28 protein-coding genes and 2 pseudogenes are annotated in these 23,332 nt (G+C 68.2%); 22 read left to right on the top strand and 8 right to left on the bottom strand.

Annotated elements, in window-relative coordinates:
- Window positions 1–11: 11 nt before the first annotated feature.
- From ACWC0C_RS41095 to ACWC0C_RS41155, 13 genes and pseudogenes are all read left to right on the top strand, one after another.
- A pseudogene (locus ACWC0C_RS41095) lies at window positions 12–827 on the top strand (AAA family ATPase); the annotation flags it as partial.
- Window positions 824–1,018 (top strand): hypothetical protein, encoded by a 195-nt coding sequence (locus ACWC0C_RS41100; protein WP_450869707.1) that lies wholly within the window; start codon window positions 824–826, stop codon window positions 1,016–1,018. The pseudogene ACWC0C_RS41095 and the gene ACWC0C_RS41100, both read left to right, overlap by 4 nt.
- A gap of 12 nt (window positions 1,019–1,030) precedes the next feature.
- Complete coding sequence (locus tag ACWC0C_RS41105; RefSeq protein WP_450869709.1) at window positions 1,031–1,342, top strand: hypothetical protein; 312 nt, start codon at window positions 1,031–1,033, stop codon at window positions 1,340–1,342.
- A 104-nt stretch (window positions 1,343–1,446) separates the two neighbouring features.
- The gene (locus ACWC0C_RS41110; RefSeq protein ID WP_450869711.1) at window positions 1,447–1,749 is read left to right on the top strand and encodes a hypothetical protein; all 303 of its coding nucleotides are present in this window, start codon (window positions 1,447–1,449) and stop codon (window positions 1,747–1,749) included.
- Between the two features lie 91 nt (window positions 1,750–1,840).
- Window positions 1,841–2,518, top strand: a complete 678-nt coding sequence (locus ACWC0C_RS41115; RefSeq protein ID WP_450869712.1) for a GGDEF domain-containing protein — start codon at window positions 1,841–1,843, stop codon at window positions 2,516–2,518.
- On the top strand, window positions 2,515–2,958 hold the full coding sequence (locus ACWC0C_RS41120; protein WP_450869713.1) for a hypothetical protein: 444 nt from the start codon (window positions 2,515–2,517) through the stop codon (window positions 2,956–2,958). The genes ACWC0C_RS41115 and ACWC0C_RS41120 overlap by 4 nt, the downstream gene beginning before the upstream one ends.
- The gene (locus ACWC0C_RS41125) at window positions 2,955–3,245 is read left to right on the top strand and encodes a hypothetical protein (RefSeq protein ID WP_450869714.1); all 291 of its coding nucleotides are present in this window, start codon (window positions 2,955–2,957) and stop codon (window positions 3,243–3,245) included. Before ACWC0C_RS41120 ends, ACWC0C_RS41125 begins: the two co-directional genes overlap by 4 nt.
- A 20-nt stretch (window positions 3,246–3,265) precedes the next feature.
- Window positions 3,266–3,469, top strand: a complete 204-nt coding sequence (locus ACWC0C_RS41130; RefSeq protein WP_398490283.1) for a hypothetical protein — start codon at window positions 3,266–3,268, stop codon at window positions 3,467–3,469.
- Window positions 3,469–3,951, top strand: a complete 483-nt coding sequence (locus ACWC0C_RS41135) for a hypothetical protein (protein ID WP_450869716.1) — start codon at window positions 3,469–3,471, stop codon at window positions 3,949–3,951. Before ACWC0C_RS41130 ends, ACWC0C_RS41135 begins: the two co-directional genes overlap by 1 nt.
- Window positions 3,951–4,133, top strand: a complete 183-nt coding sequence (locus ACWC0C_RS41140; protein ID WP_450869717.1) for a hypothetical protein — start codon at window positions 3,951–3,953, stop codon at window positions 4,131–4,133. The genes ACWC0C_RS41135 and ACWC0C_RS41140 overlap by 1 nt, the downstream gene beginning before the upstream one ends.
- A 90-nt stretch (window positions 4,134–4,223) precedes the next feature.
- Window positions 4,224–4,571 (top strand): RapZ C-terminal domain-containing protein, encoded by a 348-nt coding sequence (locus ACWC0C_RS41145; protein ID WP_450869719.1) that lies wholly within the window; start codon window positions 4,224–4,226, stop codon window positions 4,569–4,571.
- A gap of 44 nt (window positions 4,572–4,615) precedes the next feature.
- The gene (locus tag ACWC0C_RS41150) at window positions 4,616–5,857 is read left to right on the top strand and encodes a tyrosine-type recombinase/integrase (RefSeq protein WP_450869720.1); all 1,242 of its coding nucleotides are present in this window, start codon (window positions 4,616–4,618) and stop codon (window positions 5,855–5,857) included.
- Entirely contained in the window at window positions 5,854–8,298 is a 2,445-nt protein-coding gene (locus tag ACWC0C_RS41155) for a tyrosine-type recombinase/integrase (protein ID WP_450869722.1), read from the top strand. Before ACWC0C_RS41150 ends, ACWC0C_RS41155 begins: the two co-directional genes overlap by 4 nt.
- A gap of 27 nt (window positions 8,299–8,325) precedes the next feature.
- Here ACWC0C_RS41155 and ACWC0C_RS41160 read toward each other — a convergent pair whose 3' ends face one another.
- A complete protein-coding gene (locus ACWC0C_RS41160) occupies window positions 8,326–8,967 on the bottom strand; it encodes a hypothetical protein (protein ID WP_450869724.1) in 642 nt (213 codons plus the stop codon).
- A 743-nt stretch (window positions 8,968–9,710) separates the two neighbouring features.
- On the opposite strand from ACWC0C_RS41160, the gene ACWC0C_RS41165 reads away from it, so the two are divergent.
- The 6 genes from ACWC0C_RS41165 to ACWC0C_RS41190 all read left to right on the top strand — a co-directional run bounded on the left by ACWC0C_RS41165 (window position 9,711) and on the right by ACWC0C_RS41190 (window position 13,846).
- Complete coding sequence (locus ACWC0C_RS41165; RefSeq protein ID WP_450869725.1) at window positions 9,711–10,316, top strand: ABC transporter ATP-binding protein; 606 nt, start codon at window positions 9,711–9,713, stop codon at window positions 10,314–10,316.
- On the top strand, window positions 10,313–11,155 hold the full coding sequence (locus tag ACWC0C_RS41170) for an ABC transporter permease (RefSeq protein WP_450869726.1): 843 nt from the start codon (window positions 10,313–10,315) through the stop codon (window positions 11,153–11,155). Before ACWC0C_RS41165 ends, ACWC0C_RS41170 begins: the two co-directional genes overlap by 4 nt.
- A 113-nt stretch (window positions 11,156–11,268) precedes the next feature.
- A complete protein-coding gene (locus ACWC0C_RS41175; RefSeq protein WP_450869727.1) occupies window positions 11,269–12,168 on the top strand; it encodes a phytoene/squalene synthase family protein in 900 nt (299 codons plus the stop codon).
- 18 nt (window positions 12,169–12,186) lie between these two features.
- Complete coding sequence (locus tag ACWC0C_RS41180; RefSeq protein ID WP_450869729.1) at window positions 12,187–13,161, top strand: polyprenyl synthetase family protein; 975 nt, start codon at window positions 12,187–12,189, stop codon at window positions 13,159–13,161.
- Between the two features lie 106 nt (window positions 13,162–13,267).
- Window positions 13,268–13,555, top strand: a complete 288-nt coding sequence (locus ACWC0C_RS41185; RefSeq protein ID WP_450869731.1) for a hypothetical protein — start codon at window positions 13,268–13,270, stop codon at window positions 13,553–13,555.
- A gap of 66 nt (window positions 13,556–13,621) precedes the next feature.
- Window positions 13,622–13,846, top strand: coding sequence for a hypothetical protein (locus ACWC0C_RS41190; protein WP_450869733.1), 225 nt, complete (start codon window positions 13,622–13,624; stop codon window positions 13,844–13,846).
- 398 nt (window positions 13,847–14,244) lie between these two features.
- On the opposite strand, the gene ACWC0C_RS41195 is transcribed toward ACWC0C_RS41190, so the two are convergent.
- Window positions 14,245–15,279: a ParB/RepB/Spo0J family partition protein gene (locus tag ACWC0C_RS41195; protein ID WP_450869735.1), complete on the bottom strand. Its 1,035-nt coding sequence runs from the start codon at window positions 15,277–15,279 to the stop codon at window positions 14,245–14,247.
- On the bottom strand, window positions 15,276–16,439 hold the full coding sequence (locus tag ACWC0C_RS41200; RefSeq protein WP_449199057.1) for an AAA family ATPase: 1,164 nt from the start codon (window positions 16,437–16,439) through the stop codon (window positions 15,276–15,278). Before ACWC0C_RS41200 ends, ACWC0C_RS41195 begins: the two co-directional genes overlap by 4 nt.
- Before the next feature lie 479 nt (window positions 16,440–16,918).
- Between ACWC0C_RS41200 and ACWC0C_RS41205 the strand changes: the two genes are divergently transcribed.
- Window positions 16,919–17,488: a GNAT family N-acetyltransferase gene (locus tag ACWC0C_RS41205; RefSeq protein ID WP_450869737.1), complete on the top strand. Its 570-nt coding sequence runs from the start codon at window positions 16,919–16,921 to the stop codon at window positions 17,486–17,488.
- Between the two features lie 27 nt (window positions 17,489–17,515).
- A pseudogene (locus ACWC0C_RS41210) lies at window positions 17,516–18,423 on the top strand (transposase family protein); the annotation flags it as partial.
- A gap of 186 nt (window positions 18,424–18,609) precedes the next feature.
- Here the strand turns inward: ACWC0C_RS41210 and ACWC0C_RS41215 are convergent.
- Window positions 18,610–19,176, bottom strand: coding sequence for a TetR/AcrR family transcriptional regulator (locus ACWC0C_RS41215; RefSeq protein ID WP_450869738.1), 567 nt, complete (start codon window positions 19,174–19,176; stop codon window positions 18,610–18,612).
- Between the two features lie 151 nt (window positions 19,177–19,327).
- On the opposite strand from ACWC0C_RS41215, the gene ACWC0C_RS41220 reads away from it, so the two are divergent.
- Complete coding sequence (locus tag ACWC0C_RS41220; RefSeq protein ID WP_450869740.1) at window positions 19,328–19,687, top strand: nuclear transport factor 2 family protein; 360 nt, start codon at window positions 19,328–19,330, stop codon at window positions 19,685–19,687.
- 309 nt (window positions 19,688–19,996) lie between these two features.
- On the opposite strand, the gene ACWC0C_RS41225 is transcribed toward ACWC0C_RS41220, so the two are convergent.
- The 4 genes from ACWC0C_RS41225 to ACWC0C_RS41240 all read right to left on the bottom strand — a co-directional run bounded on the left by ACWC0C_RS41225 (window position 19,997) and on the right by ACWC0C_RS41240 (window position 22,512).
- Window positions 19,997–20,341 (bottom strand): hypothetical protein, encoded by a 345-nt coding sequence (locus ACWC0C_RS41225; RefSeq protein WP_450869742.1) that lies wholly within the window; start codon window positions 20,339–20,341, stop codon window positions 19,997–19,999.
- Window positions 20,342–20,722: 381 nt separating this feature from the next.
- Window positions 20,723–21,538, bottom strand: coding sequence for a hypothetical protein (locus tag ACWC0C_RS41230; protein ID WP_450869743.1), 816 nt, complete (start codon window positions 21,536–21,538; stop codon window positions 20,723–20,725).
- A gap of 168 nt (window positions 21,539–21,706) precedes the next feature.
- Complete coding sequence (locus tag ACWC0C_RS41235) at window positions 21,707–22,030, bottom strand: replication initiation protein, RepL2 (protein ID WP_449199062.1); 324 nt, start codon at window positions 22,028–22,030, stop codon at window positions 21,707–21,709.
- Complete coding sequence (locus ACWC0C_RS41240; RefSeq protein WP_351552642.1) at window positions 22,030–22,512, bottom strand: MarR family transcriptional regulator; 483 nt, start codon at window positions 22,510–22,512, stop codon at window positions 22,030–22,032. The genes ACWC0C_RS41235 and ACWC0C_RS41240 overlap by 1 nt, the downstream gene beginning before the upstream one ends.
- Window positions 22,513–23,332 lie beyond the last annotated feature (820 nt).

The raw sequence follows: 23,332 nt of genomic DNA on the forward strand, positions 1-23,332 counted from the left end.
GCAACAGGGAAGACCACGCCGGTTGCCAAGAGGCAACGGGCGACGCGGTGGACGTCCTGCACCTGATCCTGGAGCGCCGGATGGCCCGGCGGCTGTTCACGGTCGTCGACGCCACGAACGTCTCCCGCGAATCCAGGCAGCCGCTGGTCGCCGCCGCCAAACGGCACAACATGCCTGCCATCGCGGTCCTCGTGACCACCCCGGTCGACGTTTGTGTCGCACGGCAGGGACCGCGCCCGGCCAACCGCACCGTCCCGGAGGACACCGTCCGCGCGCAGCACAGGGCGATGGTCCACTCCCACCAGTCGCTGCAGGCGGAGGGCTTCAACGAGGTCCTGTTCGCCGACTCCCTGTACCGCTTGGAGCCGTTCCTGAAGCGGCTCTCGCAGGCCCGGGAGGCCGACCTCGGGCGCGACGGCAGCGAGGGCCTGGGCGACCTGCTCCTGGTCCGCCGTTTCTTCGGCCCGGAGATCCTGCCGCTGTGGCGGTGGCGGCCGGGCTCGGACCTGGTGACCGGCCGGGACCGCGTCGCGGAGATCCGCCTCGGGCAGCAGTACCTCACCCTGGCGTTCCGCAACGACGTCGACGGCGAGGGCGACTTCGGCTTCGACGTCCTGCTGCCCTGCCCCGTCGACCCGGAGTGCGCCGGGCAGGCGTGGGCGCCGGTCTACTCGGTCACCGACCTGCACAAGGCGCTGACCGGCGCCATGGACAACGACCCGGACATTATCTGCACCGTCCACGGCGACGGCGTCGACGACGACCAGGACGACGACCCAGAGGGCCGCACGGACCTGGAAGCGCCGTACGCCGACGCGGTCGCGTGAGCCGCGCTGCCGACGGCCCGCACCCGCACCCGCTCACCCCGGCCGAACTCCCGGCCGGGGATGAGTGGTGGCACGGCTGCGAGGACTGCCAGCTGCCGATCCAGGGCGGGGCCGCGGGCCGTGCCGCGCATCGCCGCACCGTCCACGCCGGTGACCCCCGGCGGCCCATCACGATCCGGCTCGACCACTGACCAGGAGGCCCCGTGACCACCCAGACCAAGGCTGACACCTTCGCCGCGCTCCGCGACTGCTTCGCCGCAGACCTCGCCGCTCTCATCGGAGAGCAGCCGCCGCATTCGACCAAGCCGATTGCGTTTGCGTTCATCGAGCTGGTCGAACAAGTCCGCGACGTCCTCAGCGCGTCCAGCCTCGGCAACTGGCAGGACGCCAGCGAAGACCTCGACTCCGCCGTCACCTACCTCACCGACGCGCTGACCAACTCGCCCGCAGACCAGCCCTCGCTCCTGGCCCGGGCACGCACCCACCTGCACGACGCCATCGCCACTGCCAGCTGAACCGCAAGTTGAGCGCACTCTGTGCCGCCCCGGCCCCGCACCTCGAGGCCGGGGCGGTCGCAGTGGCCCCTCAACCCCGGACAGCCAGGAAGGAGATGGACGTCATGCGCCTGCGGATCTACGAGGTCGACGTCCCCATACACGACACCAACCACCCCGACCGGCGCGGACTGCACGTCTTCACCGGCGTCGCCGACTCCCCGGCCGCGGCCCTGCGCCGCGCGCACGAGGTGTACGACGCCGCGCTCGCCGCGCACACGGCCGGACTGGAGATCCCCGGCAAGCAGCCGGACAGCTGGGGAGCGCGCGGGCTCCGGCCCGGCTGGCAGATGGAGTGGCCCGCCGCGAGGGCCGACCTCTGGCACAACCCCGTCAGCTGGACCAGCCGCAGCGACTTCGAGCTGTAGCTCCGCCCCGGGACAGGCGCCACGGCGTCCAACCAGCCGCCTGCCCCGGGCCTACCCACCCCGTACTAGACGAGAGAGGGAGATCCCCAGTATGGACTCCGTCCTGCGCGTGCAGGCCCGAATCGGGCAGCGCGCACTCTTACTGACCACTGCAGCCCTGCCGTTGACCGGCTGGGCTGTGCACGCCGTCGCCCTGCACAAGCAGCTCGCCGCCACCCGGAAGGATCCGCTGACCGGCCTGCTGCGCCGCGACTCCTACACCGCCCGCGCCCGCCGGCTTCTGGCCCGCCACCGCGACGACACGGCCGTGGTCATCGTCGACCAGGACCACTTCAAGGCCGTGAACGACGACTTCGGGCACCCGGCCGGGGACGCCGTCCTGACCGCGACCGCCGCGCGGCTCACCGCGTGGGCGGGCCCGCGCGCCTGCGCCGGCCGCCTCGGAGGCGATGAGTTCGCCGCCGTCCTGGTTCTGCCCGCCGCACGCCTGGAACAGCGCCTCGCGCAGCTGGTCCGCATGCTGCACACCCCGGTCGTCCTCGAGGACGGCCGCACTGTCGACGTGGCCGCCTCGGTCGGTGCCGCGACCCCGCGCACGGTCGGCTCCCGCGACCTGACCGTGCTGCAGCGGGCCGCCGACGCGGCCCTGTACGACGGCAAGCACTCGGGCCGCGCCGCTGTCGCCTCGCCCGCGCACACCACGGTGCCGTCCGTCAACGGCCGCCGTGCCGGACGTCCGGGAACGGCGGTTTGGGGGCGGGCAGCATGAGCACCGCGACCCTCCCGCAGGGCGACTGGATCCGCGGCATCAGCGTCCAGCAGCCGCACGCCACCTGCATCCTGACCGGCGCCAAGGGCATCGAGAACCGACCCAAGCCCTGGAGCTGGCGCGGCTGGATGCTCCTGCACGCGGGCCAGCGGATCGACCGGCCCGCCCTGCGCGTCCCGCTGATCGCCCGCACGATCCGCGGCCGCGAGCTGACCACCGGAGCCGTGATCGGCATCGCACGCCTGGTCGACTGCCACCAGGACCCCGAGGGCTCCGAGCCCTGCACCCCGTGGGCGCAGGCCGGCAGCTGGCACCTGGTCCTCCAGGACGTCCAGGAGCTGCCGCTATCGGTCCCCGCCGCCGGGCAGCTCGGGCCCTGGAAGCCAACCGAGGACCTGCTGGACCGCGTGTTCCAGCAGCTGCCCGCCTTCCGACCGTGACCCGCCAGGGACGCACGAAGCAGAAGCCGCCGTTCGAGCCGGGCCTGATCCCGGCTCCCGGCGAGCTTCTCGTCTGGCGCGACGGCCAGCACTTCGACCGCTGGCAGGACCTCCCCTGCACGCTGTGCGGCCAGCCCACACCCATGCGCTCCCACTCCGGCGAGCCCGTGCACAAGGCATGCGCTGAGGACTGGATCACCGCCAACCCCGTGGAGGCCCGCCTCGGGCGGTTCGCCTCCGACCTCGCGCCGAAGCCCAAGTCCAAGGGCCAAGGCGACCACGCCTGACCTCCACCTGGAGGACCTCCATGAGCAGCACCGACCGCGACGTCGACCACGCCCTCGCCTACCCCGAGCCACCGGCCTCCCCGCTCTGGCACCGCCACGGCGCAAAGGCCCGCCCGCTCACGCCCGCACAGCAGCGACGCAACCGCGAGCTGCTGGACATCGCACAGCGCACCACCCGACCCCGCTCCCCTCGCCCCACCGAGACCCTGGCGGAGGCCAACTGATGGACACCAAGCACTGCACCGTCGACGGCTGGGTCGACGCGATACCCGCCCCCGGCCCGCGCGGGACCGCCACCTTCGACCTGATCGTCCGACCCGCCGACATCGACGCGCTCCCCGACGACGCCCCCGACACGGTCGTCACCTGCACCAGCGGCGACCCCCGGATCACCCACGAGCTGCTGAACGGCACACAGCCCGGCGACCTACTGCGCGTCACCGGCACCCTGGTCCAGCCGCCGGCACCCGGCGAGCCCGCCCGGCTCACCGTCGACGCCCTGGAGGTCCTGGACACCGGACTCATCCCGGTTCTGCGGGACATGGTGATGGACCGGTACGGCGGCTACTGCGTCATCTTCGACGCCGACCGCGACCAGGTCCCCGTCTTCACCGCGCTCGGGCAGTGGGTCGGCCTGGCGGACAACCCCGACGCCATCGCCACCCTCATCGACATCCACGAGCGCGTGAACGGCGGTGACGCCTGATGGCCACCACCAGCACGCAGGCCCGCACGGTCCTGGAGCGGTTCCCCGCCGGAGGCCCCCGCGGCTCCTGGCCGGCCGAAGAGTACGCCGCCGCCCAGCGCGCCCAGGGCACCAACGCACAGGCCGTCATGGACCTGCGCACCGACCAGTTCCTCGTAGTCGCCGACACCACCACCCAGTAGCACCGCCCCGGAGCGCCGCGCCCCTCCCTTCCCGGCCGGGCGCGGCGCTTCGCACGTTCCCGCCCTTCACTACCCGAGCAGGAGGCACCCTTGCACCCGATCCGTTTGACCTCGTTCGGCTACCTGCACCTGCCCACCGGGCCGGACGGCTCCCCGGTCCCGCCCGCCGCCGACCGGATCGAGGACGTCCGCGACCGGCTCCGCGACCCGGCCGCCGCCCGCGACATCCTCGACCTCGACGGCCTCAACCCCCGCGTCCAGGACGTCGTCCTGAACACCCCCGGCGCCCGCGAGCTGCTCGTCAACCTCGCCGACTACGCCGACCTGCCCGCCGGCCCCAGCCGCATCGCCATCGGTTGTGCGGGAGGCCGGCACCGAGACGTTGACCGGACTACCGCAGGACACGCCGAGCGGGAGCGCATCCCCCGCCTGGCCTAGTCGGTAGACGTTGCGCATCCCGACGACGAAGGAGCGCAACGGAATTGAATGAGCAATCCCGTGACGTCCGCGCCATCCAGCTCCCGCAGTGGGGGCGGGTGGCTACGGACCCAGGTGTCGTGCCCTGGCTGGTCTTCGATGAGGAGGGGAAGGTCGTGCAGCCGGTCCGCAGGTTCCTCATCGACTTCATCGCCCGGGATAACCGGAACGGCAGCGTACGCAGTTACGCCTATGACCTGCTGCGCTGGTGGCGGTGGCTGCGGGTGGTCGATGTCGAGTGGCACCGCGCGACCTCGGTTGAGGTACGGGACTTCGTCCTGTGGCTCCGGGCCGCGAGGAAGCCGCGCAGGTCGGCGCGGACACATTCCGCAGCGATCGCGGGCACCACGAATCCGATCACGAAGAAAACGTACCTGGACGACCGCTACAAGCCACGGACGATCCGGCACAGCAACGCGGTGCTGCGCAGCTTCTACGACTTCTGGATCGAGACCGGCGGCGGCCCGCTGGTCAACCCGGTGCCGCTGGCGCGGTCCGACCGGCGCCGGCCGCACGCCCACCACAATCCGCTGGAGCCCTACCGGGGCGAGGGGCGGCTGCGCTACAACCCCAAGGTCCCTAGGCGGCGCCCGCGGCAGATGCCCGATGAACGGTGGAACGAGCTGTTCGCGGCCCTGCGCTCGAACCGGGACCGGGCGATCCTGGCCCTGGCCGTCAGCAATGGCGCCCGCGCCTCGGAACTGCTGGGAGTGCGCGGGGTCGATCTCGACTGGGGCGACCAGCTCGTGCGTGTCGTGCGCAAGGGCACGCTCGCCGAGCAGTGGCTGCCCGCCAGTCCGGAGGCGTTCGTCTGGATTCGGCTCTACCTGGCCGAAGGCCCGCCGTTGGCCCCGCAGGCCCCGTTGTGGTGGACCCTGCGCCGCCGTGACCATGGCGAGGGGCTGGCCTACCAGGTCATGAACTATGAGGCGCTTCGGGCGGTGTTCCGCCGGGTCAACGCGCTGCTGGGCACGAACTGGTCGATGCACGACCTGCGTCATACGGCCGCCCTGCGCATGGCCCGTGACGAGAGCCTGTCGCTGCGGGACGTGCAGACGATCCTCGGTCACGCCCACCTGTCCACCACGGCGGACGTCTACCTGGTGGAGGAGGAAGCCCAGGTCATCCGTCGTGTTCAGGAGCATCTGGCCGAGTTGAAGGACCGGGTGAAAGTCCCGCCGCCGGCAGTGGCGGGCGGTTACGAAGCCAGCGACCTGGACGTGTTGTTCGGGGGTGGTCAGGTATGAGCCGCCGCGCTAACCGTGTGATGCTCGCGGGCACCGGTCCCACCCCCGAGCGGCGTCTGTTCGTCGCACATGACGTGAAGGCGTACGAGAAGCGTGTCGGCCCCCACGAGTGTCTGGGACGCGACGATGTCCTGACCCTGCTGCCGCTCTCCCCGGTCTGGCCGGCGCAGGACTACACCAACGGCCGGACACTGAGCCGGAACCGTCTGATCGGGGCTGGGCAGGTCCTCGACTGGCTCCTGACTCACCCCGGGGACGGCTGGCAGGCCCGCTGGAGGGCGGCCGACGCCGACCGCGGCAAGGAGTGGATCGAGCAGGTACTCGCCCGGACCGACAACGGCCACAGCTATCAGGGGCGCCGGTCAACGCTGCTGAGCGGCCTGAACAGCATGTTCATCAGCCGCATTGTGCTGCCCGACTACGAGTTCATGCGCAACTACAAGGCCATGGCGCTGCTCAAGGACGTCCAGCGCATGTTCCCGCCCGGGACGCTGGAGCAGATGCGCCGCCATGGCAGCGAGCTGGGCATGACTGGCCGCCACGTCGACGAGGGCCTGCGCGTGATCTCCAAGATGATCCTGCACACCGGCCGGGACCTCGACCAGCTCACCGCCGAAGACGTCTTCGAGGCGCGGGCCTGGGGACGGCGGGCCATCGGCTACTCCTATGACGGCACCCACAGCGCCTGGGACTTGCTCCGCGGCGCCGGGGTGATCCACTCCAAGGACACCCTCAAGGACGCGCTACGGCACGGCCAGCGCCCCACCGCCGAACTGGTCGACTACTACAACCTCCAGAGCACACCCGTGCGCAACTTGCTGGTCCGCTACCTCGAAGAACGCCGTCCCGGCGTCGACTACGGCACCTTCGTCGGCCTGGCCCGTGAGCTGGCCGGCGTGTTCTGGGCCGACATCGAGGCCCACCACCCCGGCATCGACACCCTCCGCCTGCCCGAGGAAGTGGTCGACGGCTGGAAGCAGCGGCTGCTCACCTACGTCAACAAGAGCGGTGAGGTGGTGGAACGCCGCTCCCGCTACGACGTCATGATGCGCATCCGCGGCTTCTACCTCGACATCCAGGAATGGGCGCACGAGGATCCGTTCTGGGCCCAGTGGGCCTGCCCCAGCCCGATCCGCCGCGGTGACGGTGCGGGCAACTTCAAGGCCGTGGCCCAGACCCAGGCCCGCATGCACCAGCGAGTCCGCGAGCGGCTCCCCCACCTCGGGCACCTGGTCGAAGCCGCCGAGCGCGAACGGGACGAGACCGCCGCGCTGCTGGCTGCCGCGAAGGCTACCGAGTTCGACACGTACTTCGACCACGAGGGCGCCCGCTACTTGCGGGTCCTGCCCGCAGCCCACAAGGTCACCAGCCGCCCTGACCACGTCACCCCGCATGTCTACATCCAGGCCGAGGGCAGCACGAAGCGGATCAACCAGAGCATGGCCGAGGATGAGGCGTTCTGGGCCTGGGCCGTCATCGAGACCCTGCGGCACACCGGAGTACGCGTTGAGGAACTCACCGAGATCACGCACCTCGCGTTGGTCTCCTACAAGCTCCCCGACACCGGCGAGATCGTCCCGCTGCTCCAGATCGTGCCGTCCAAGAGCAACGAGGAACGGCTGCTGCTGGTCAGCCCGGAACTGGCCAGCGTCCTGGCCACGATCATCAAACGCCTCCGGGACGCCAACGGCGGCAAGATCCCGCTCGTCGCCCGCTACGACGACCACGAACGCGTCACCGGGCCACTGCTGCCGCACCTCTTCCAGCGCCGCCACTACTGGCAGGCGCAGGTCATGGGCCAGAACACGGTCGCCCGCCTGCTCCGCAAGACCCTGGAACGGGTGGGGCTGCGCGACCAGGCCGGCAACCCGATGCGCTACACGCCCCACGACTTCCGGAGAATGTTCGCGACCGAGGCCGTGACCGGCGGACTGCCCGTCCACATCGCCGCCCGCATCCTCGGACACAAGACCCTGACGACCACTCAGGCATACCTCGCGGTCTTCCAGGACGACCTGATCCGCACCTACCGCGGTTTCCTCGACCGCCGACGGGCCGAACGGCCCGTTGAAGAGTACCGGGAGCCCACCGAGCAGGAGTGGCGCGACTTCCAGCAGCACTTCGAGCTGCGCAAGGTCTCCCTGGGCACCTGCGGGCGCCCCTACGGAACCCCCTGCAAGCACGAACACGCCTGCATCCGCTGCCCCGTCCTCCAGATCGACCCACGGCAGCGATCCCGGCTGATCGAGATCATCCAGAACCTCCGTGAACGCGTCCGCGAAGCGCACGCCAACGGCTGGCTCGGAGAAGTCGAAGGACTCCAGGTCAGCCTCGACGCCGCCGTGGCAAAGCTCAACAGCCTTAAACGCGCCCCTGCCGACGGCCGACCGCAACTCGTCGACCTCGGCATGCCCGTGTTCACCGATACCTCACGTCCCTGACATACGCGGACGGCGCGGCCTTGAGGCTCAGCCCACTGAACCCCAGTTGGGCCGTGGCTTGGAACGTCGCAGAGGCTGGTTGGGGTCAGTGAAGACTGGCCCATCTGCGGTCTCGCGCACTATTAGTGTCGTGCTGGCGATGTCGGCATGCGAGTAGCCGGTTGCTGGGGCTAGGTGGAGAACCGTCGCACCATTGGCTGGCTCGTCCACGTCGCGGACCTGGCGTCGGTCCCAGTGCACCTGCTCCTGAAACTCGGAGTCAGGCGTGAACTCGTATGTGACGTGATCGAAGAGGAGCATCCCGTCGATGACGGGCTCACCCTCATTCGCGGGGTGCAGGATGCATGCGAAGGCGATGGTCTGCTCTGTCCACCACTGCCACTGGAAGCGGTTCCGTTCTGACGGCTGCCACGCGGCCTCGAAGCGCTTGTTGAGGATCTCGGTAACACCCCAGGCTCTGACGAGGCTGCCTCGTACGCCGTAGTACTCGGCGAATTGATTGAGCCCGATCCCGATCGCGGCCTGTACCTCCGGGCTCAACATGTCGACCCCACGGACGTCGAAGGCAGCTTGCTTCACCCTGGTGTCGTGGAGTTGGGCCAGCTGCCTCACGCCATCCCACGTGCCTGCCTTGACCAAGGACCCGGTCGGCGGGTGCATCTTGATCACGTTCAGGTACTGCTGGATCAGGGCTTGGTAGAACCTTCGCGATGTCCGACTTGCACTCGGCAGGTCCGTGACCCAATCAGGACCCTCGTGTCTGCGGCGTCTGAAGAGAGCCACGTCGCCTCCCATGCTGAAGAACCCCACCCCCTGGGGAAACCGCCTGATTATGGCAGGCCAGGATCAAGATCTACGCCTCCCGGCTGGCTTTCGGCGGCCGTGCTGTACTCCGGGGACGCTGCTGGGGTCTTAGTCCGGAAAAGTGCCAGCGGTCTTACCGAACTCCTGGCCCGAGAACTCCGGGACCGCGGCCGCGAGGTCGTAATAGAGCACCTGCACGTCCATCTGCCGCGCGTCCTCAAGACGCCCGCCGGCCCTCGCACCGCAAACCCCGAGCAGGAGACCGCCCGGGCGTCAGCGCAAGCAGCGCCCACAGGTGGGCTCGGTTCGCCCAAGACAGCTGGACGGACTACCTCGCTGCCTGCACGAACGACGAAGCGGGTCCGCCGGAGGGAGCTTGAAGGGGGCTGAAGCGTCACGGTCGCGCGTCGCCGTGCGATCGCCTCGCATGCCGGTTCGGCAACGCAGGCGATGCCCCGGAACCGAGCGCCGATTACTTCGCGGTCTTCACTCGTGCGGGCTAATAAACGATCTTGCCCCGGTTTTGGCCGTACGTGGTGCCTAGCCTTGTTGTGCTGGCGAGTGGTCAGCAGCAGGAGCGTGCCACCGTCTTCGGGCGCGGGGGTGTAGTGGAAGTTCGGGATGTGCGTCACGCATACGGTCGCCGTGAGGTCTTGCGGGGCCTCGACCTTGATCTACGGCCTGGAGTGCTGGCCGGGATTGTCGGGGAGAACGGTGCGGGCAAGTCAACGCTGTTGAAGATCTTGTCCGGTGAGCTGCGCCCGCTGGGTGGCACGGTCCGTCATGAGGGCCGTTTCGGCTACTGCCCGCAGGACGTGGTGGTCAACGAGGCGCTGACCGTGCGCCAGCATCTGGAGTTCTTCCGAGTCGCGCGCGGGCTGTCGGATCTGCAGCACGCCGGGCAGGTGATGGACGCGTTGCGGTTGTCGGAGTACGTCGATGAACGTGCCGGACTGCTCAGCGGCGGAACCCGTCAGAAGCTGAACCTGACCCTGGCGCTGATGCATGACCCGCAGGTGGTGCTGCTGGACGAGCCTTACCAGGGTTTCGACTGGGAGACCTACCACCGTTTCTGGGACTTGGCAGCCCGATTACGCGATGCGGGCCGCTCGGTGCTTGTCGTCTCGCACCTGGCCTATGACGCTGAGCGCCTGGACGAGTTGTGGCGCCTTCAGGGTGGCGTGCTGCGCCCCGCTGAGGGGGTGACTGTGTGAGGCGGCACCTGAACCTGTTCGTCACAGCAGTCCGCTTCGACCTGGTCGAACACGCCCGGAACAGGCTCGCCATGGTCCTGGTTGCCTTGTTCATCCCCTGCTGGATCAGCCTGGCGTACGCCGTCATCCCCAGCAGGCACCTGACCTTCCGCCTGCGGGCGACCGGCCAGCTCCTGGCACCGGCCGGAAACCAGATCACGCAGATCACCGGCGCCATCAACGCCGTCACCCTGATCACCGGGTTCATGATGTTCGCCGTCACGTTCAACGGCGGGCGCTTCGACCGCCGCCTGGCCATGGCCGGCTACCCCCGCATCCATCTCGTCCTGGCCAAGACCACCTCGCTGACCCTGGCCTCCGGCGCCATCGCCGCCTATGCCACCGCGGTGCTCTGCCTGGCCTGGAGCCCGCGCCAGCCCCTGCTGCTCGCCGCTGCCTTGTTCTGCGGAGCGATGACCTACGGGGCGCTCGGCGTCGTGTTCGGCTCGCTGCTGCGCCGGGAGGTGGAGGGCATGTTCGCCCTGGTCATGACCAGCCTCGTGGATGTCGGCTTGCAAAATCCGCTGGCCGGCGGCGGCGCCGGAAGCCAGGTCGTGCGGTTCCTGCCTACCTACGGCACCATGCAGGCTGCCTCGGCCGCGGGTTTCACCCGCGAGTGGCTGCCCGGTGATCTGGCCGTTCAGTTCTTGTGGTTCGCCGGCGCCGCGTTCCTGGGCCTGCTCGCCTTCCACCGCCGCACCAAAGACGCCCTGACCGCAAAGCCGTCCTTCCGTCTGCCGTGGCTGCCCGCGCGCCGACAACCTGCGCACCCGGCCCGGGCCACGTCGACGCCCCGCTGAGCGGCACCCCGTGCGACGGCCCACAAGGCCCCTACGAGGGACGTGGCGCGCCCTCATCGCAGAGCGACGTCCTGGCCCCGGAAGGGAGCCGGTTGAGCAGGAAGGGTTCACAGATGCTGGTAAGGCGCTGGCTGGACGCGGCGGGTATCACCGATCCCGTGCTTCGGCACTGCTACACGGTGTGCGCGAGCGAGGTATCCGGTCTCGTTGAGGGAGGGCGCGGCCGCTGGGGGGCGCTGCGCATCGCGCCCGCAGCGGCACGGCCTCACACTGCGGCGCTGGTGGCACACGGGTGCCGTGCCGATGCCTGTGCGGACAGCGGGCCGGTAGAGAGCCGGCAGCGTCGGCTCGCCGAATTCGCGGAGGCCACCTGGGCGGCATTCGCCGCCGGCGGCTCCCGCGACGCCGTCCTGCATGCCACGGTGCACACCTACCGGACTTTCGGCATGCCGCTGTCACTGATCGAGAACATGTTCACCGGGATGCAGCGCGACGTCGACTTCCGCGACTTCGCCACCTACGCGGAACTGTGCCAGTGGGCCGCGCAGGTCTCTGGCTACCCGCTCTACGGGTTCATGTGTGCCGTGGCCGGCACCGAACTCACGGAAGCGCAGCCGCTGGTGCGTGAGTTCGCCGAACTTGGCCAGTTGACCGACGTGCTGTGTGACCTGTCGGAGGACCTCGACGAGGGCCGCCTCTACCTCCCTCTCGAAGACCTCCACCAGTTCGGGGTCCACCCCGAGGACGTCAAGGCCAAACGGTGGACACCGGCCATGGCCGACGTCATCGCGTTCGAGGCCGCGCGCGCCACGGACCGGTTGCCCGCCCTGGCCGCGGAACTGGAACACACCCCGGTCGGCCCCGTCATCCACGCATTTAGCGAGCATCACAGGCTGCTCCTGGCCGGCGTGCTGGCCGCAGGCCAGGACCTGCTCCACCAGCCGGTCCAACCACCCATGGGCGCCTTCCTCAACACGTGGCGTCCCCACATGCGCGCCGTCATCCCCTGCTGACCATCGAAAGGACGTGTCATGTCCATCGCCGTGACCCCAGTCGGGGGCACACACATTCCGCTCCTTGAGGCTGAGCTGCTGCGCTGGGTGGGCAGCGGCGACAGCCTGCTGGAGGTGGCCTGCCTGGACGCCCTGTTCCCCCCGGGCAAGCTCCTTCGCCCCATCCTGTGTATGGAGTCGGCGAAAGCCGTCGGCGGCACCGCTGAGCAGGTGCTGGCGTTCGCGGCAGGCATCGAATGCCTGCACGTCGCGAGCCTCATCCACGACGACATCGTCGATCAGGACCCGGTACGCCGCGGGCGGGCCTCCACCGCCGAGCAGTACGGTCTCGCCGAGGCCCTGGTAGCAGGCGACGGACTGTCGATGGCCGGAATTGCGGCCATGCTCAGCGGCGGTCCTGCAGAGCGCGTACTGCACGCAGCACGGGTCACGGTCGAGGCCCTGCGTCACATGTGCCAGGGCATCATGCGCGAAACCGAAATCCGCGGCGACCTGACCTGCGCAGTACCGACCGTCCTGAACGTCATCCACGACAAGACCGCCGCGCTGACCGGCGCCGCCTGCCAGGCTGGCGCCATCCTTGCCGGAGCAACCCCCGGGCAGACCCAGGCTTTGCACCAGTACGGAGAACAGCTCGGCATGGCCTTCCAGATCCGGGACGACCTGCTCCCCTACACCGCCGAGGACCAGATCACCGGCAAGAGCGCCATCAGCGACGTCGCCAACCTGCAGCCCACCCTGCCTGTCCTGCTCGCCTACGAAGTGGCCGACACAGCCGACCGCGACCGCCTGACCACTGCATTCCGTAGCGACACCGACCCCGTCACCGCACACCGGGACATCCTCGCCGCGCTGACACGCACCGGAGCTCTCACCAAGGCGGCCCAGATGGCATCCTCCTGCGCCGAACAAGCACGCGCCGCACTCACTGGCCTGCCGGACTCCACGCGGCTCGCCGAACTGGCCACATCAGCAGCCGACCGTCAGCACTGAGCAGGGTTGGGGACTGGCGCGGTGGCCGCTGTTCCGTTTCCAGTCCCCGACCCTGGTCTGCACCGGGCTGGCTGCTCAGCCCTTCAAGTACAGGAGGTCCGCACTCATGAACACCTCCCGCATCCTCAAGCGCTCCGCCCTGGCCGTGGCCGGGGCCGCCGGCGTCCTGGCGGTGGCGTTGACTGTCATCCCTCAGGAGGAGACCCCGGCCGCCCGGAGTGTGAAGTCCCCTCCGCTCCTGGCCGCCGCCCTTACGCAAGCGGCTTCGCTGCCGTTCGCCTGCCAGGAAGCGATCTTCAAGACCGGGGAGCAGTTCGCCACCACCCGCTACGCCATCCCGGACGAATTCCGGAACGCCACTGTCGCCGCTCTGGGCAATCTGACCGAAACCTAGCGGGCCGAACTCACCCGGCCTGCCTGTGCGGCGTGGAACAACTGGGCCACCGCCAACAGCTCCGCCGTGACAGGCGAACTCGACAACCGCTACCGCAACGCCGCCCTGCCGGTGTGCAACAAGTTCACCGTCGCCACGGTGGGAACCTTCAGGAAGTTCTCTCCGAACACCCCGGCGGCGGTCCGGGGCCTGGAAAAGATGGTCAGGACCGAGGCCATGACCCAGCTTTCCGCTACGGCCTCCGACGCCGCCTGCCGCACCTCCTACAGCACCGCCAAGACCGCCTGGTAGCCACCGCGACCCTGGCCCGACATGCGGGTGGCGACGCCAATGATGTCGGCCCGGATCTGAACCACGAACAAGGCCCGTCTTGGCCCTAGCAGCTCCGTACCTCGATGGGTCTTGCCGCTAGCTACTTGCCCCGGGCGCCCACGCGTTGCTTCACCTCGAATACTGCATGCTTGGAACACTGCCTCTTCCCCAGTCCCCGCACCGAGCTCGGCGCCGTCCCGGTCACCGCGATGCGACACCCCGCAGCGACGACCGCCGCCGGTATCCCCAACCCCGACGAAGGCGCTGCCGCGACCTGGGCGGCTTGACCCCCGCACCGCTACATGCGATGGCCGGTGCCTCTGTTGGGGCACCGGCCATTTTGCGTTTGGGGGCCTTCGTCGCGTCGGCGCCTCAGGTCAGCCGGCGTTCGCCGCCCGCCTTTCACGATCTCGGAGAAGCATGTCGCACACCTTGTCGCGTTCTTCAGGCGGCATCTTGAACAGGAGCAGGTTCGCTGCCTCGACACCGTCGTGGTAGGGGAACATCTTCACGGCTGAGTCTCCGCCGGCGCGGGTCTCTCGTTGCTCGGGGATGTGCTCACTCGGGGCTTCTGGCCTGGTAGGGGCAGCGGCTGCGTCCCCGTCGGAGCCTTCCGTTACCTTCCCGTGACTTATCACGCCGTGATAATCCGTCGGGCCGGACGAGGGCTTCACCTCCGGCTGACGCCGGGTCTCCGTCTTCTGCCGCGCGGCTTTGGCGCGCTCGTCGGCCTTCGCCTTCTGCGCGTCCGGCGGCAGCTTGCCGAGGTTACGGACGTGCTCTACCTTCCGCTCCCCCGTCATCAGGTCCTTTTGAAGTTCGGGGGAGAGCTTGAGCAGGGAGAGCTTGCTGGCGAGAGTCGACTGTGAGAGCCCGAGCCGCTTGGCTGCCTTGGTCTGTGAGCCGTAGTAGTCGACCAGTTGCTTGAGGGCGTGCGCTTCCTCGAGGTCGGTCATGTCGTCGCGGTGGTAGTTCGCGACGAAGGCGGCTTCGAGGAGGGCCTCGTCGGTGGCAACGCGGGCGTTGTCGACGCGGACGGGGATGGTGGCTAGCCCAACGCGGCGGGATGCCTCCAAGCGGCGGTGCCCGTCGACAACGACGTACTGGGCTCCGTCATCCAGGTCTTCTGCACGGCCGGGCCGGTCCCGGAGGTAGGCCTCTACAGTGGCGACCACGATGGGCAGGATGATGCCGACCTCGCGGACGGACTCCACGGTGTCGTCCAGATTGCGAAGGTGGTTGCGCGGGTTGTCGGGGTTCTCACTGATGAGGGTGACCGGCAGTTCGGTGATTGCTGCCGTCGCGGCGTCATCACCTCCTATGGTCCGCTCGATGGCGTTGCGTCGGGAGCTGCGGGCGCCGCGGGCTGCGCCGAACGCCGGTGCCGTTCCAAGGGTGTCGGCCTTGCTCAACGGGTTGCTCCCCTCGCTACCTGCCGCATGGCTTCCGCCTGGTCACTGTTCGGGGCGTACGACAGCAGAGGCTTGCGGGTGCGGACGGCTTCTCGCTGCTCCTTCAGGTCGCCGATGACGGCCAGCACCTTCGGATCTCCGAGGCTCTTCCAGTTCTCCAGGGAGGAGGTGGCGACGTAGCCGCGGCGCGAGTCGTAAAGGTTCACCACCAGACCGAGGTATTCGACATCGAGGGACAGGTCCTCGCAAAGGTCCTCGATTTGCTGGGCGAGCATGCCGTAGGCCGTGGCGGAGGAGTCCTCGGCGAGGACCGGGATGACGACGCCGGACCGGCCGGGCCTCTCGTCGCGACGCCGACGCCCGTAGTAGAGGGCGGCGTCCATGGCGATGCCGAGGCTGGGCGGGCAGTCAACCACGATGACGTCGTAGTCGTTCTCGAGCGGGCGGAGCGCCATCTCGAGGGCGACTTCCTTCTGGAAGCCTCTTTTGTTCGCGGACAGGACCGCGATGCGGGAGTCGAGGAGGAAGCCGTCGAAGCAGGCGGGCAGTATGTGCAGCCGCTTCTCGAATCGCGGATCGTCTATCACCACGACCAGATCGCGCAGGTCGCCTTGTCCCTCGCCGCACATGTGGGAGACCAGGCTGTCGTGGTCGGGTTCGATCTGAGGGACACCGAGTTGCTCGCTGAGGTGCCCCTGGGGGTCGTAGTCGACCAGAAGGACACGCTTGCCTTCTTCGGCGTACGCCTCAGCGATGCCGGCAGAGACGGCGGTCTTGCCGACCCCGCCCTTCTGGTTGCAGACGATCTTGCGTTCTGGATCGGAGGGTTGGGTGTCAGCCCGCGGGGAGGGGTTGTTGTCCAGCCAGTCTCGGACCGACTGGGCGAGGCCCTGGGTGTAGGAGACCTCCCGCGTGGTGCACGTGTCCTTGAAGTCCTCGTACAGGCCTGGCGGTAGCCATGTAGAGAACGACTTGGCGCCAGCGGTCTCTACTTCTGCGCCGGGGCGGTCGCTGGTCCGCCAGTCGGTGATGGCCGCTTCGACGGCGTCCTGGATGTCCAGGCTGAGTTCGGCGGCGCGAACCTTGAGTGCTTGCTGGAGCGCCGAGGGCAGCTTGGACGCTACCTTTTCCCGGTCTCCGTCTGGGTATGGAGAGGCCATGGCGTCACCTTACTGACTCGGCGGGCTCGAGTGGTATCCGACGTGCGGTACTTGATGCCGTTTCACCCGGGCAGGGCCACCGATTATCACGGCGTGATAAGTCACGGAGTGATAACGGGTGGGCCGGAGCGTCCGTAGAGCCCCGTTGGCACCAGGCTTGTTGTCCGCGGACAACAAGCCTGGGCTCTCGATCCCGCCACCAACCACCGCACGAACGTTGTCCGCGGACAACAAGCCGCCCCGGTACCGCCCAGATCCCCGACGACGGCTGCCGACGGTGCCCCGTCTCACTCAATTGGAGCCCGTTCTACCGCTGCTGAGCCTGAGTACGGCCTGCCCACTCCTTACCACTTGGGGGGGCGATAGAGGCGGGTCCTCGGCGGTGACGTGAAGGCGGCCGTGCCATGCTGCTGACCCGGTGACAGGCGCGGCCCGAAAACTCCCTGGCCCGTCCGACCCGTCTCGGCCATGATCCTCACGTGACCACCTACCTCGAGTCCGAGCGCCTGACCCTGCGCCCCTTCGCCGCCGCCGACGCGGACCTGCTGATCGAGCTGGACAGCGACCCGGCGGTGATGCGCTACCTGACCGGCGGCGCTCCGACCCCGCCGGAGGAGGTCCGCGACCTCGCCATCCCCAGCATCCTCGCCGGCTACGAGCGCTGGGATCACGACCTCGGCCTGTTCGCCGCGCACGAGAAGGACGGCGGCGCGTTCGTCGGCTGGTTCTGCCTGCGTCCGCTGCGCAGCGGCCCGCGTGAGGAGGCCGAGCTCGGCTACCGCCTGCGCCAGGCGGCCTGGGGACGGGGCTACGCCACGGAGGTCTCGCAGGCGCTGCTGGCGAAGGGGTTCGCCGAGCTCGGCATCCGCATGGTCTGGGCCGAGACGATGACCGTGAACCGCCCTTCGCGCAACGTCATGGAGAAGCTCGGGATGATGCTCGCGGAGAGCATCCCCACGCCGGACGACATGATGGCGGTTGAGGGTTCCGAGCACGGGGGTGTGCGGTACGAGATCACGAAGGAGCAGTGGGAGCGGCGGCAGGCGTAGGCGGTGTGAGGCGCGGCGCCCGTAGATGTGAAGTCATCAGCCTGCGCGGCCTTGTCTCATCGTGCCCTGTCGGGCATATCCCGACAGCATCTTGCCGAACTCGTCGCTGAGCTCGCCCCGGCATGGGAGGCGCAGCAGGAGTCTGCGCTGCGGGAGCGGCGCGGCGGCGATCGCCGCCGCGAGGCCGGTGCCGGCCCGAAGCATCGTCTGGTGTTCGTCGACCGGGTGCTGGTCACGCTCGCGCACTTGCGACCGATCTTCCGCAGTCGGCCCTGGCAGTGCTGTTAGGAGTGGACCGCTCCACGGTGTCCGCCGCGATCCGGCAGGTCCGGCCGCTGCTGGCGGCGCGCGGGTTCGCCGTGCCCGACCAGCCCGGCATCCGGCTGCGCACCATCGAGGACGTGTTCGCCTACGCCGAGGCCGAGGACGTCGAGCTGTGCATCGACGGCACCGACGTGCAGGTGAGACGCCCGAAGGCCGGGCGTCCGGGCCGCAAGGCGTTCGTGTCCGGCAAGCGCAAGCAGAACACCATCAAGACCACCACGTTCAGCGACGGCCAGGGCCGCACCCTGTACTCCGGGGTGGCGCGGCCAGGACGAATGCACGACCAGACCGCGGTGCGCACCGAGGGCATCGCCGAGCAGCTGCGCTGCCGCCCCGGCGTCAAGGTGCATGTCGACGAAGGCTATCGGGGCCTGGCCAACCAGTTCCCACACCAGGTCACCGCCCCACCCCTCAAGCCGAAGAAGGACGCGCCCCTCGGCGAACAGCACGCCTGGCGGCACGAACGCCGAGCACAGTCCTCCAACCGGATCTGCGTGGAGCACACCAACGCCGAGTACAAGCAGTGGCGGCCCCTGCAGCGCTACACCGGCCGCCGCGAAGACTTCGCCGAGACCCAAGCCGCCATAGCCGGCCTGGTCTCCGACCGGTCAGCCCGCCGGGCCACCCGCCGCAAGACGAGCAAAGAACTCGTCCTCGCCGCCGACGCCCGCCCGACGTCCTGCTGATCAATCCCAGGAGGATTGCTCAGCCGAGCCTGCCCAGATTCTTATCGCTCCCCAAGCCGTTAAGGTTCACGGAAGCTACGCTCCATGCACCGAGCATCGGCGGCGCCGCGTTCACTCCGGCGGTCCTGCCAGGGCTTTGATGGCCGGGCGGAGCAAGGCAGCGATGCGATCGGCAGGGACCTCACGAAGCGAGGCCAGGCTGAGGAGCTGGTGGCCGATGGTGACGCCCAGCAACGTGGTGACAACCAGTGCGGCGCGCAGTTCGGGATCCTCGGAAGCGGGCAGGGCGGCACCGACGCTGTCGATCTGCTGGCCGAGGGCGGCACGGACGTGATCGGCTGCTGCCTGGTCGGTGAGCATGGACCGCATCATCGCCAGCGCACCTTCGGGAAGACCGCCGAGCTTGAGGCCGAGCGAGGCCAGCAACTGATCGACGAGCGCGTCGGTATCAGTGGCAGTCAGCGGGGCGGGGAACGCCTGCACGGCTTGGCTGAACAGCTCCCGCTTCGAGCCGAAGTACTGCATGACCAGAGCCGGGTCGACGCTCGCCGCGGCCGCCACGGCGCGAATGGTGGTGCGCTCGAATCCCTTTTCGGCGAACAGCTCCCGGGCGCTGTCGAGGATGCGCGCCTCGGTCGCTCGGCGGCGGTCGGCGCGGGACTGGCGGGGAGTGGACACCTAATCACTCTACAGACGTTGACCGAACTTTCGACCGACCCTACGGTGACTGGGTCAACAAGTGTTGAGTGAATGGATGACCCCTGTGTCACATCTGGATACACCTGCTGTTCGCACCCCTCACGAGGTGCTGACCTGCTACTACCAGGCCATGCTCGACAAGTCCCCAGACGATCTCGCTGATCTCTATGCCATGGACGCGGTGCACGAGTTCCCGTTCGTCTCTCCCGGTTTCCCCCCGCGCTACGAGGGGCGTGAGGCCGTGCGCGCGGGATACCGGGCGGCTTGGGGCGCCAGCCCCGCCCAGGTGCTGGAGGTCAGGAGGATCGCGGCCTATGAGACCGCCGATCCGGAAGTGATCATCGCCGAGCATGTCGTGGTGGGAACACTGACGACCAAGGCCACCAGATTCACCGTCCCCGGTCTCCTGATACTCCACGTCCGCAACGGAATGATCACGCGAGTCCGCGACTACATGGACGGCTCGGCAGTCGCCAGCGCCAGAGCGTGAAGGCCAGATCAGTATTTAGTGGCAGCCCACTTGAGCCGGGACAGCACTCAGCCGGTTCCGGCCCCGACCCCGAGGTCTGTCTCATCGAACCGAGTCCCTGCGTCTCACCCAATCCAGTCCACGCAGGTCGGCGCGGGCGCGGACGACGAACTTCGTTGAGACGGGAGGGCCGCCCGGTTCACGTCGTGCTGCTCGGTACGTGTCCCTTCTTTAGCGATCTGGTCCAGGCCTCAGTTGATCTGGCCCGATTCACTCGTCGTCTCAGTTGATCTGGTCCGTCGTGGCTATGCTGCGCGGTGGCGTCGCCCCTTATGACTGGCTGTCGACGTGCCGTGCTCGAAGCCATGCTGCCTCGAACTCGTCCGGGTGGACTTCCTTGTCCGCCCACTCGGGGTCAAAGAGGTCCACAACCGGCGGATTGAACGTCCAGTCGTCGGGTCCGCTCTTCAGCGCGGTTCCGTCGTCGGCGAGTTCTACCTGGCGCAATCTGCGGCCGTCGGAGCCGACCTCCATGAAGTAGGTCGCGGGCTCATCGGCGTCGCCATCCCAGCGGCGCCGAAGGTGCAGGATGCTCCGGTCCGCAAGCGCGCCGAAACCGGGGCGGCCGCTCCGTGCGTCGCGCTTGGCCCGCAGCCCCTCCAGGCCCGGAGGCATGGTCGGCTCGTCGATGTCGACTTCGTCGAGGTCCCGTCAGCCCGCTCGATGGCTTCTGGAGTGTCGACCACCTCGACCTCCGCGAAGGTCTCAAGGACCTCTCGTGCCGATCGCGCGTGGACCCACCACGATGCACCGCCCATGGGTACGGCCAGAGCTTTGAGGATGCGGTCGGTGGAAGCGAGCGAGGTCGAGGAGAGTGATCTGGCGTAGAGCAAAGCGACCCGACTCCTGAGTCGGGTCGCTTTGCTCTACGGGGCCGTTGGCTGCCGACGGCCGCACACGCGACGGTACGCGTCGTGCTGGTAGTCGTCGCGGACTTCCCCCATGGGAAGTCAAGCCGATCCTGGCCAGCTGTTTGTCACAGCCATCGAGCACTGCCTACTCCCAGGCCTGTGGAGTGATGAGTACTGCCGCAGCGGTGTAGGCGAGGTGTGCCCCAGTAGTGGATGCAGGTGGCCGGGCTGCTTCGCGCTCGACTTTCCTCAGCTCGCGTACCACAGCCTCGACATAGGTCTTGAGACTGACCATCTGGGTGGGTGTCTGGCAGGTTGGCAGCACGGCGGCGATCTGGTCCAGCCAGAAGGAGACTTCGTCTCCGTCGTCCAGACCGGTCCGGTGCTCGAGCAGGCGCTGTGCCAGTGGAGCGAGCAGTGCGTGGCGGCGGCCTGCTTCTTCCTCTTCGCGTCGCTGAGCAGCGGCGCGGGCAGCTGCTTGCTGCTCTGCCTTCAGAACAGCTTCCGGGGTGCGGCGTACGGGCCGGTCGTCTCTCGAGGAGTCGGTGAGAACGGCGGCCTTCAGGCGCTGCGCCTTGTTGTACGCCGCGCTGGGGGCGTTCACGGCAAGTGCCGACACCAGGTCCGCCCATTCCACGCCCGCCGCGCGCGCATCGTTGATCGCCTTCGCCTGGTGCAGGTCGGCCTGCTCGCGGAGATACTCCCACAACCTCACGCGTGCGACCCCGGCCTGACGCTGTGCCCCGTTGCTCTTCAAAGCTCCTGCATTGGCTTCGAGGTACAGCAGTGCCCCGAACAGCTCCTCGTCTGCCGGCATTCGGCCAATGTTCTCGTCCTCGGCGTCTTCGTGCAGCTGACGCAACTCACCGATGACGGCAGCAGTGTCCAGGTTGCCGACTCGAACGGGCGGCTTGAGCAGGGGCTTCGTGGGAGCAGCTGATTTCCGGGCGGTACGTGCCATGACATCGAGTCTGCCCGTCCGGAGCGATTCACATTCTGTGAATCGTATGTTCCGTCGACCGTGAGTGCCGGTCTCCACGGTCGTGGCATGGCTCTCATGCCTCCGGATGACCTGGCGTAGAGCAAAGCGACCCGACTCGGGAGTCGGGTCGCTTTGCTCTAGGGGGCCTTAGCTGACGACGGCTCGCAGGTGCCGTCCGGACGGGCCGCGGTCCTCGAATATCTGCGGGGCGAGCCGGTAGAGCTTCACGCTGCCCACACTGCCGGTCTCTTCCATCCAGCCGGCCGCGACGAGCTCCTTGCGGGTGCGGGAGAACACGGGTGGCGTCATACCTGCTGTAGTAGCCAGCTCGCTCGCCTTGATCATCACAGTGCCGTCAGGTCGCTGCTCCGAAGATGCGTAGAGCATCACGACGATCCGCTGATTCGGGTTGAGTACGCGCCCGGTCTTCTTCAGCAGGTACTGAACGTCTTCCGCATCGTGAATCCTCATCAGGCCTCGTCCTTCTTCCGGCGCCGCCGGTCGCGGGGCTCCCGTACCTTGGTCTCCGGTGGGTTCCAGTCCTTCACCGCTTCCCGGTGCGCGAAACCGGTGCCGATGAACGCAAGGTATGGCGTGCACCTGTAGAAGGTGGTCCGCCCGAGCCCGCCCGCTTCGACCAGCAGTCGGGCCTTCTTGAGCACCTTCACCACTCTCGATAGAGCATCGGGGCTCATGCCGAGCTCTGCCGCGATATCTGCCCCGGTCCGCATGATGGCCTCCTCGCTCGTTTCCGTGGCGAACCAGTACCAAGCGAGAACCCTGAACTCCTTGTCGGTCAGACCGGAAGCAGCAGAGGCGAGTTCGCGGCCCTTGCGGATGCCCACGTTGATGTGGGCCCCACCATCGAACGCATAGTTGGCGCGGCGTACCTCTTCGACCTCGCCTGTGTCCTGATCGACCAGCGCGAGGATCTTTCGCGCCTGCTCTGCCATCGAGGGCCGTCCCTCCAAGTTGATGTGCTGCCAGCTAGGCGATCCGACTCGTGGAGCGGATCAGTTATCAGGAAGAGCATTACCAGATTGCTAAGTGATCCGGCTACAGGGTCGGATCGGTGTGCCCCAAGGACACTGAGCACATGGCTATGCGATCCGACTCCACAGTCGGATCAATCCGCTGCCGGAGTCGGGTCAACCCGTCACCAGGATCGGATCGACCCGATCCTCGAATCGGCAATGATGATCAGGGGATCGGGTATCCCGTTCCTCTGATCGGATTGACTCTTGTCTTTGTGCAGGTCAGAGACGTGCGGGGGCTGCGTCTTCTTAATGCACTCCTGGGAGGACAAGTGCAGGACTCCACGGGAGGCCCTGCGGGCCGTCGCTACGCGCCGGTCCTCGGGCGTGTCGCGCGCTCAAGTCGTTCATGCGCAGGCTGACTGTGGATGAGGCCCTAGCAGCAACATGAACATGGCTGAGCTCCGGCTGTAGCTCAGGTGCATACGCGTGCCTGGTCAGTTCGCTGTCCCGCCGTCCTGGCGTGCTGGTTTGGGCTAAGGCTGTGAGGGAGGCAAAGGATGGCTGCTCAGTCACCGAACTGCCCGCATGATGCCTGCGCTATGCCCAGTGCATAGCGAGCACAGCGAGCACCGTCTTCAGGTCGCCGGGCTGGCTGGCCTGCCCGGCGCGCACGTTGCTGATCCACGCACCGAGCCTCAGGTCGATCCGTCGACGGGTTCGCGGTGGAAGCGAGGGACTTCGAGGCCTCCTTCGCGGGCGTGGCCTTGGCTTACGGCTGCACCTCGAGGCCGTACGG

It is taken from the genome of Streptomyces sp. NPDC001709, assembly GCF_053596375.1.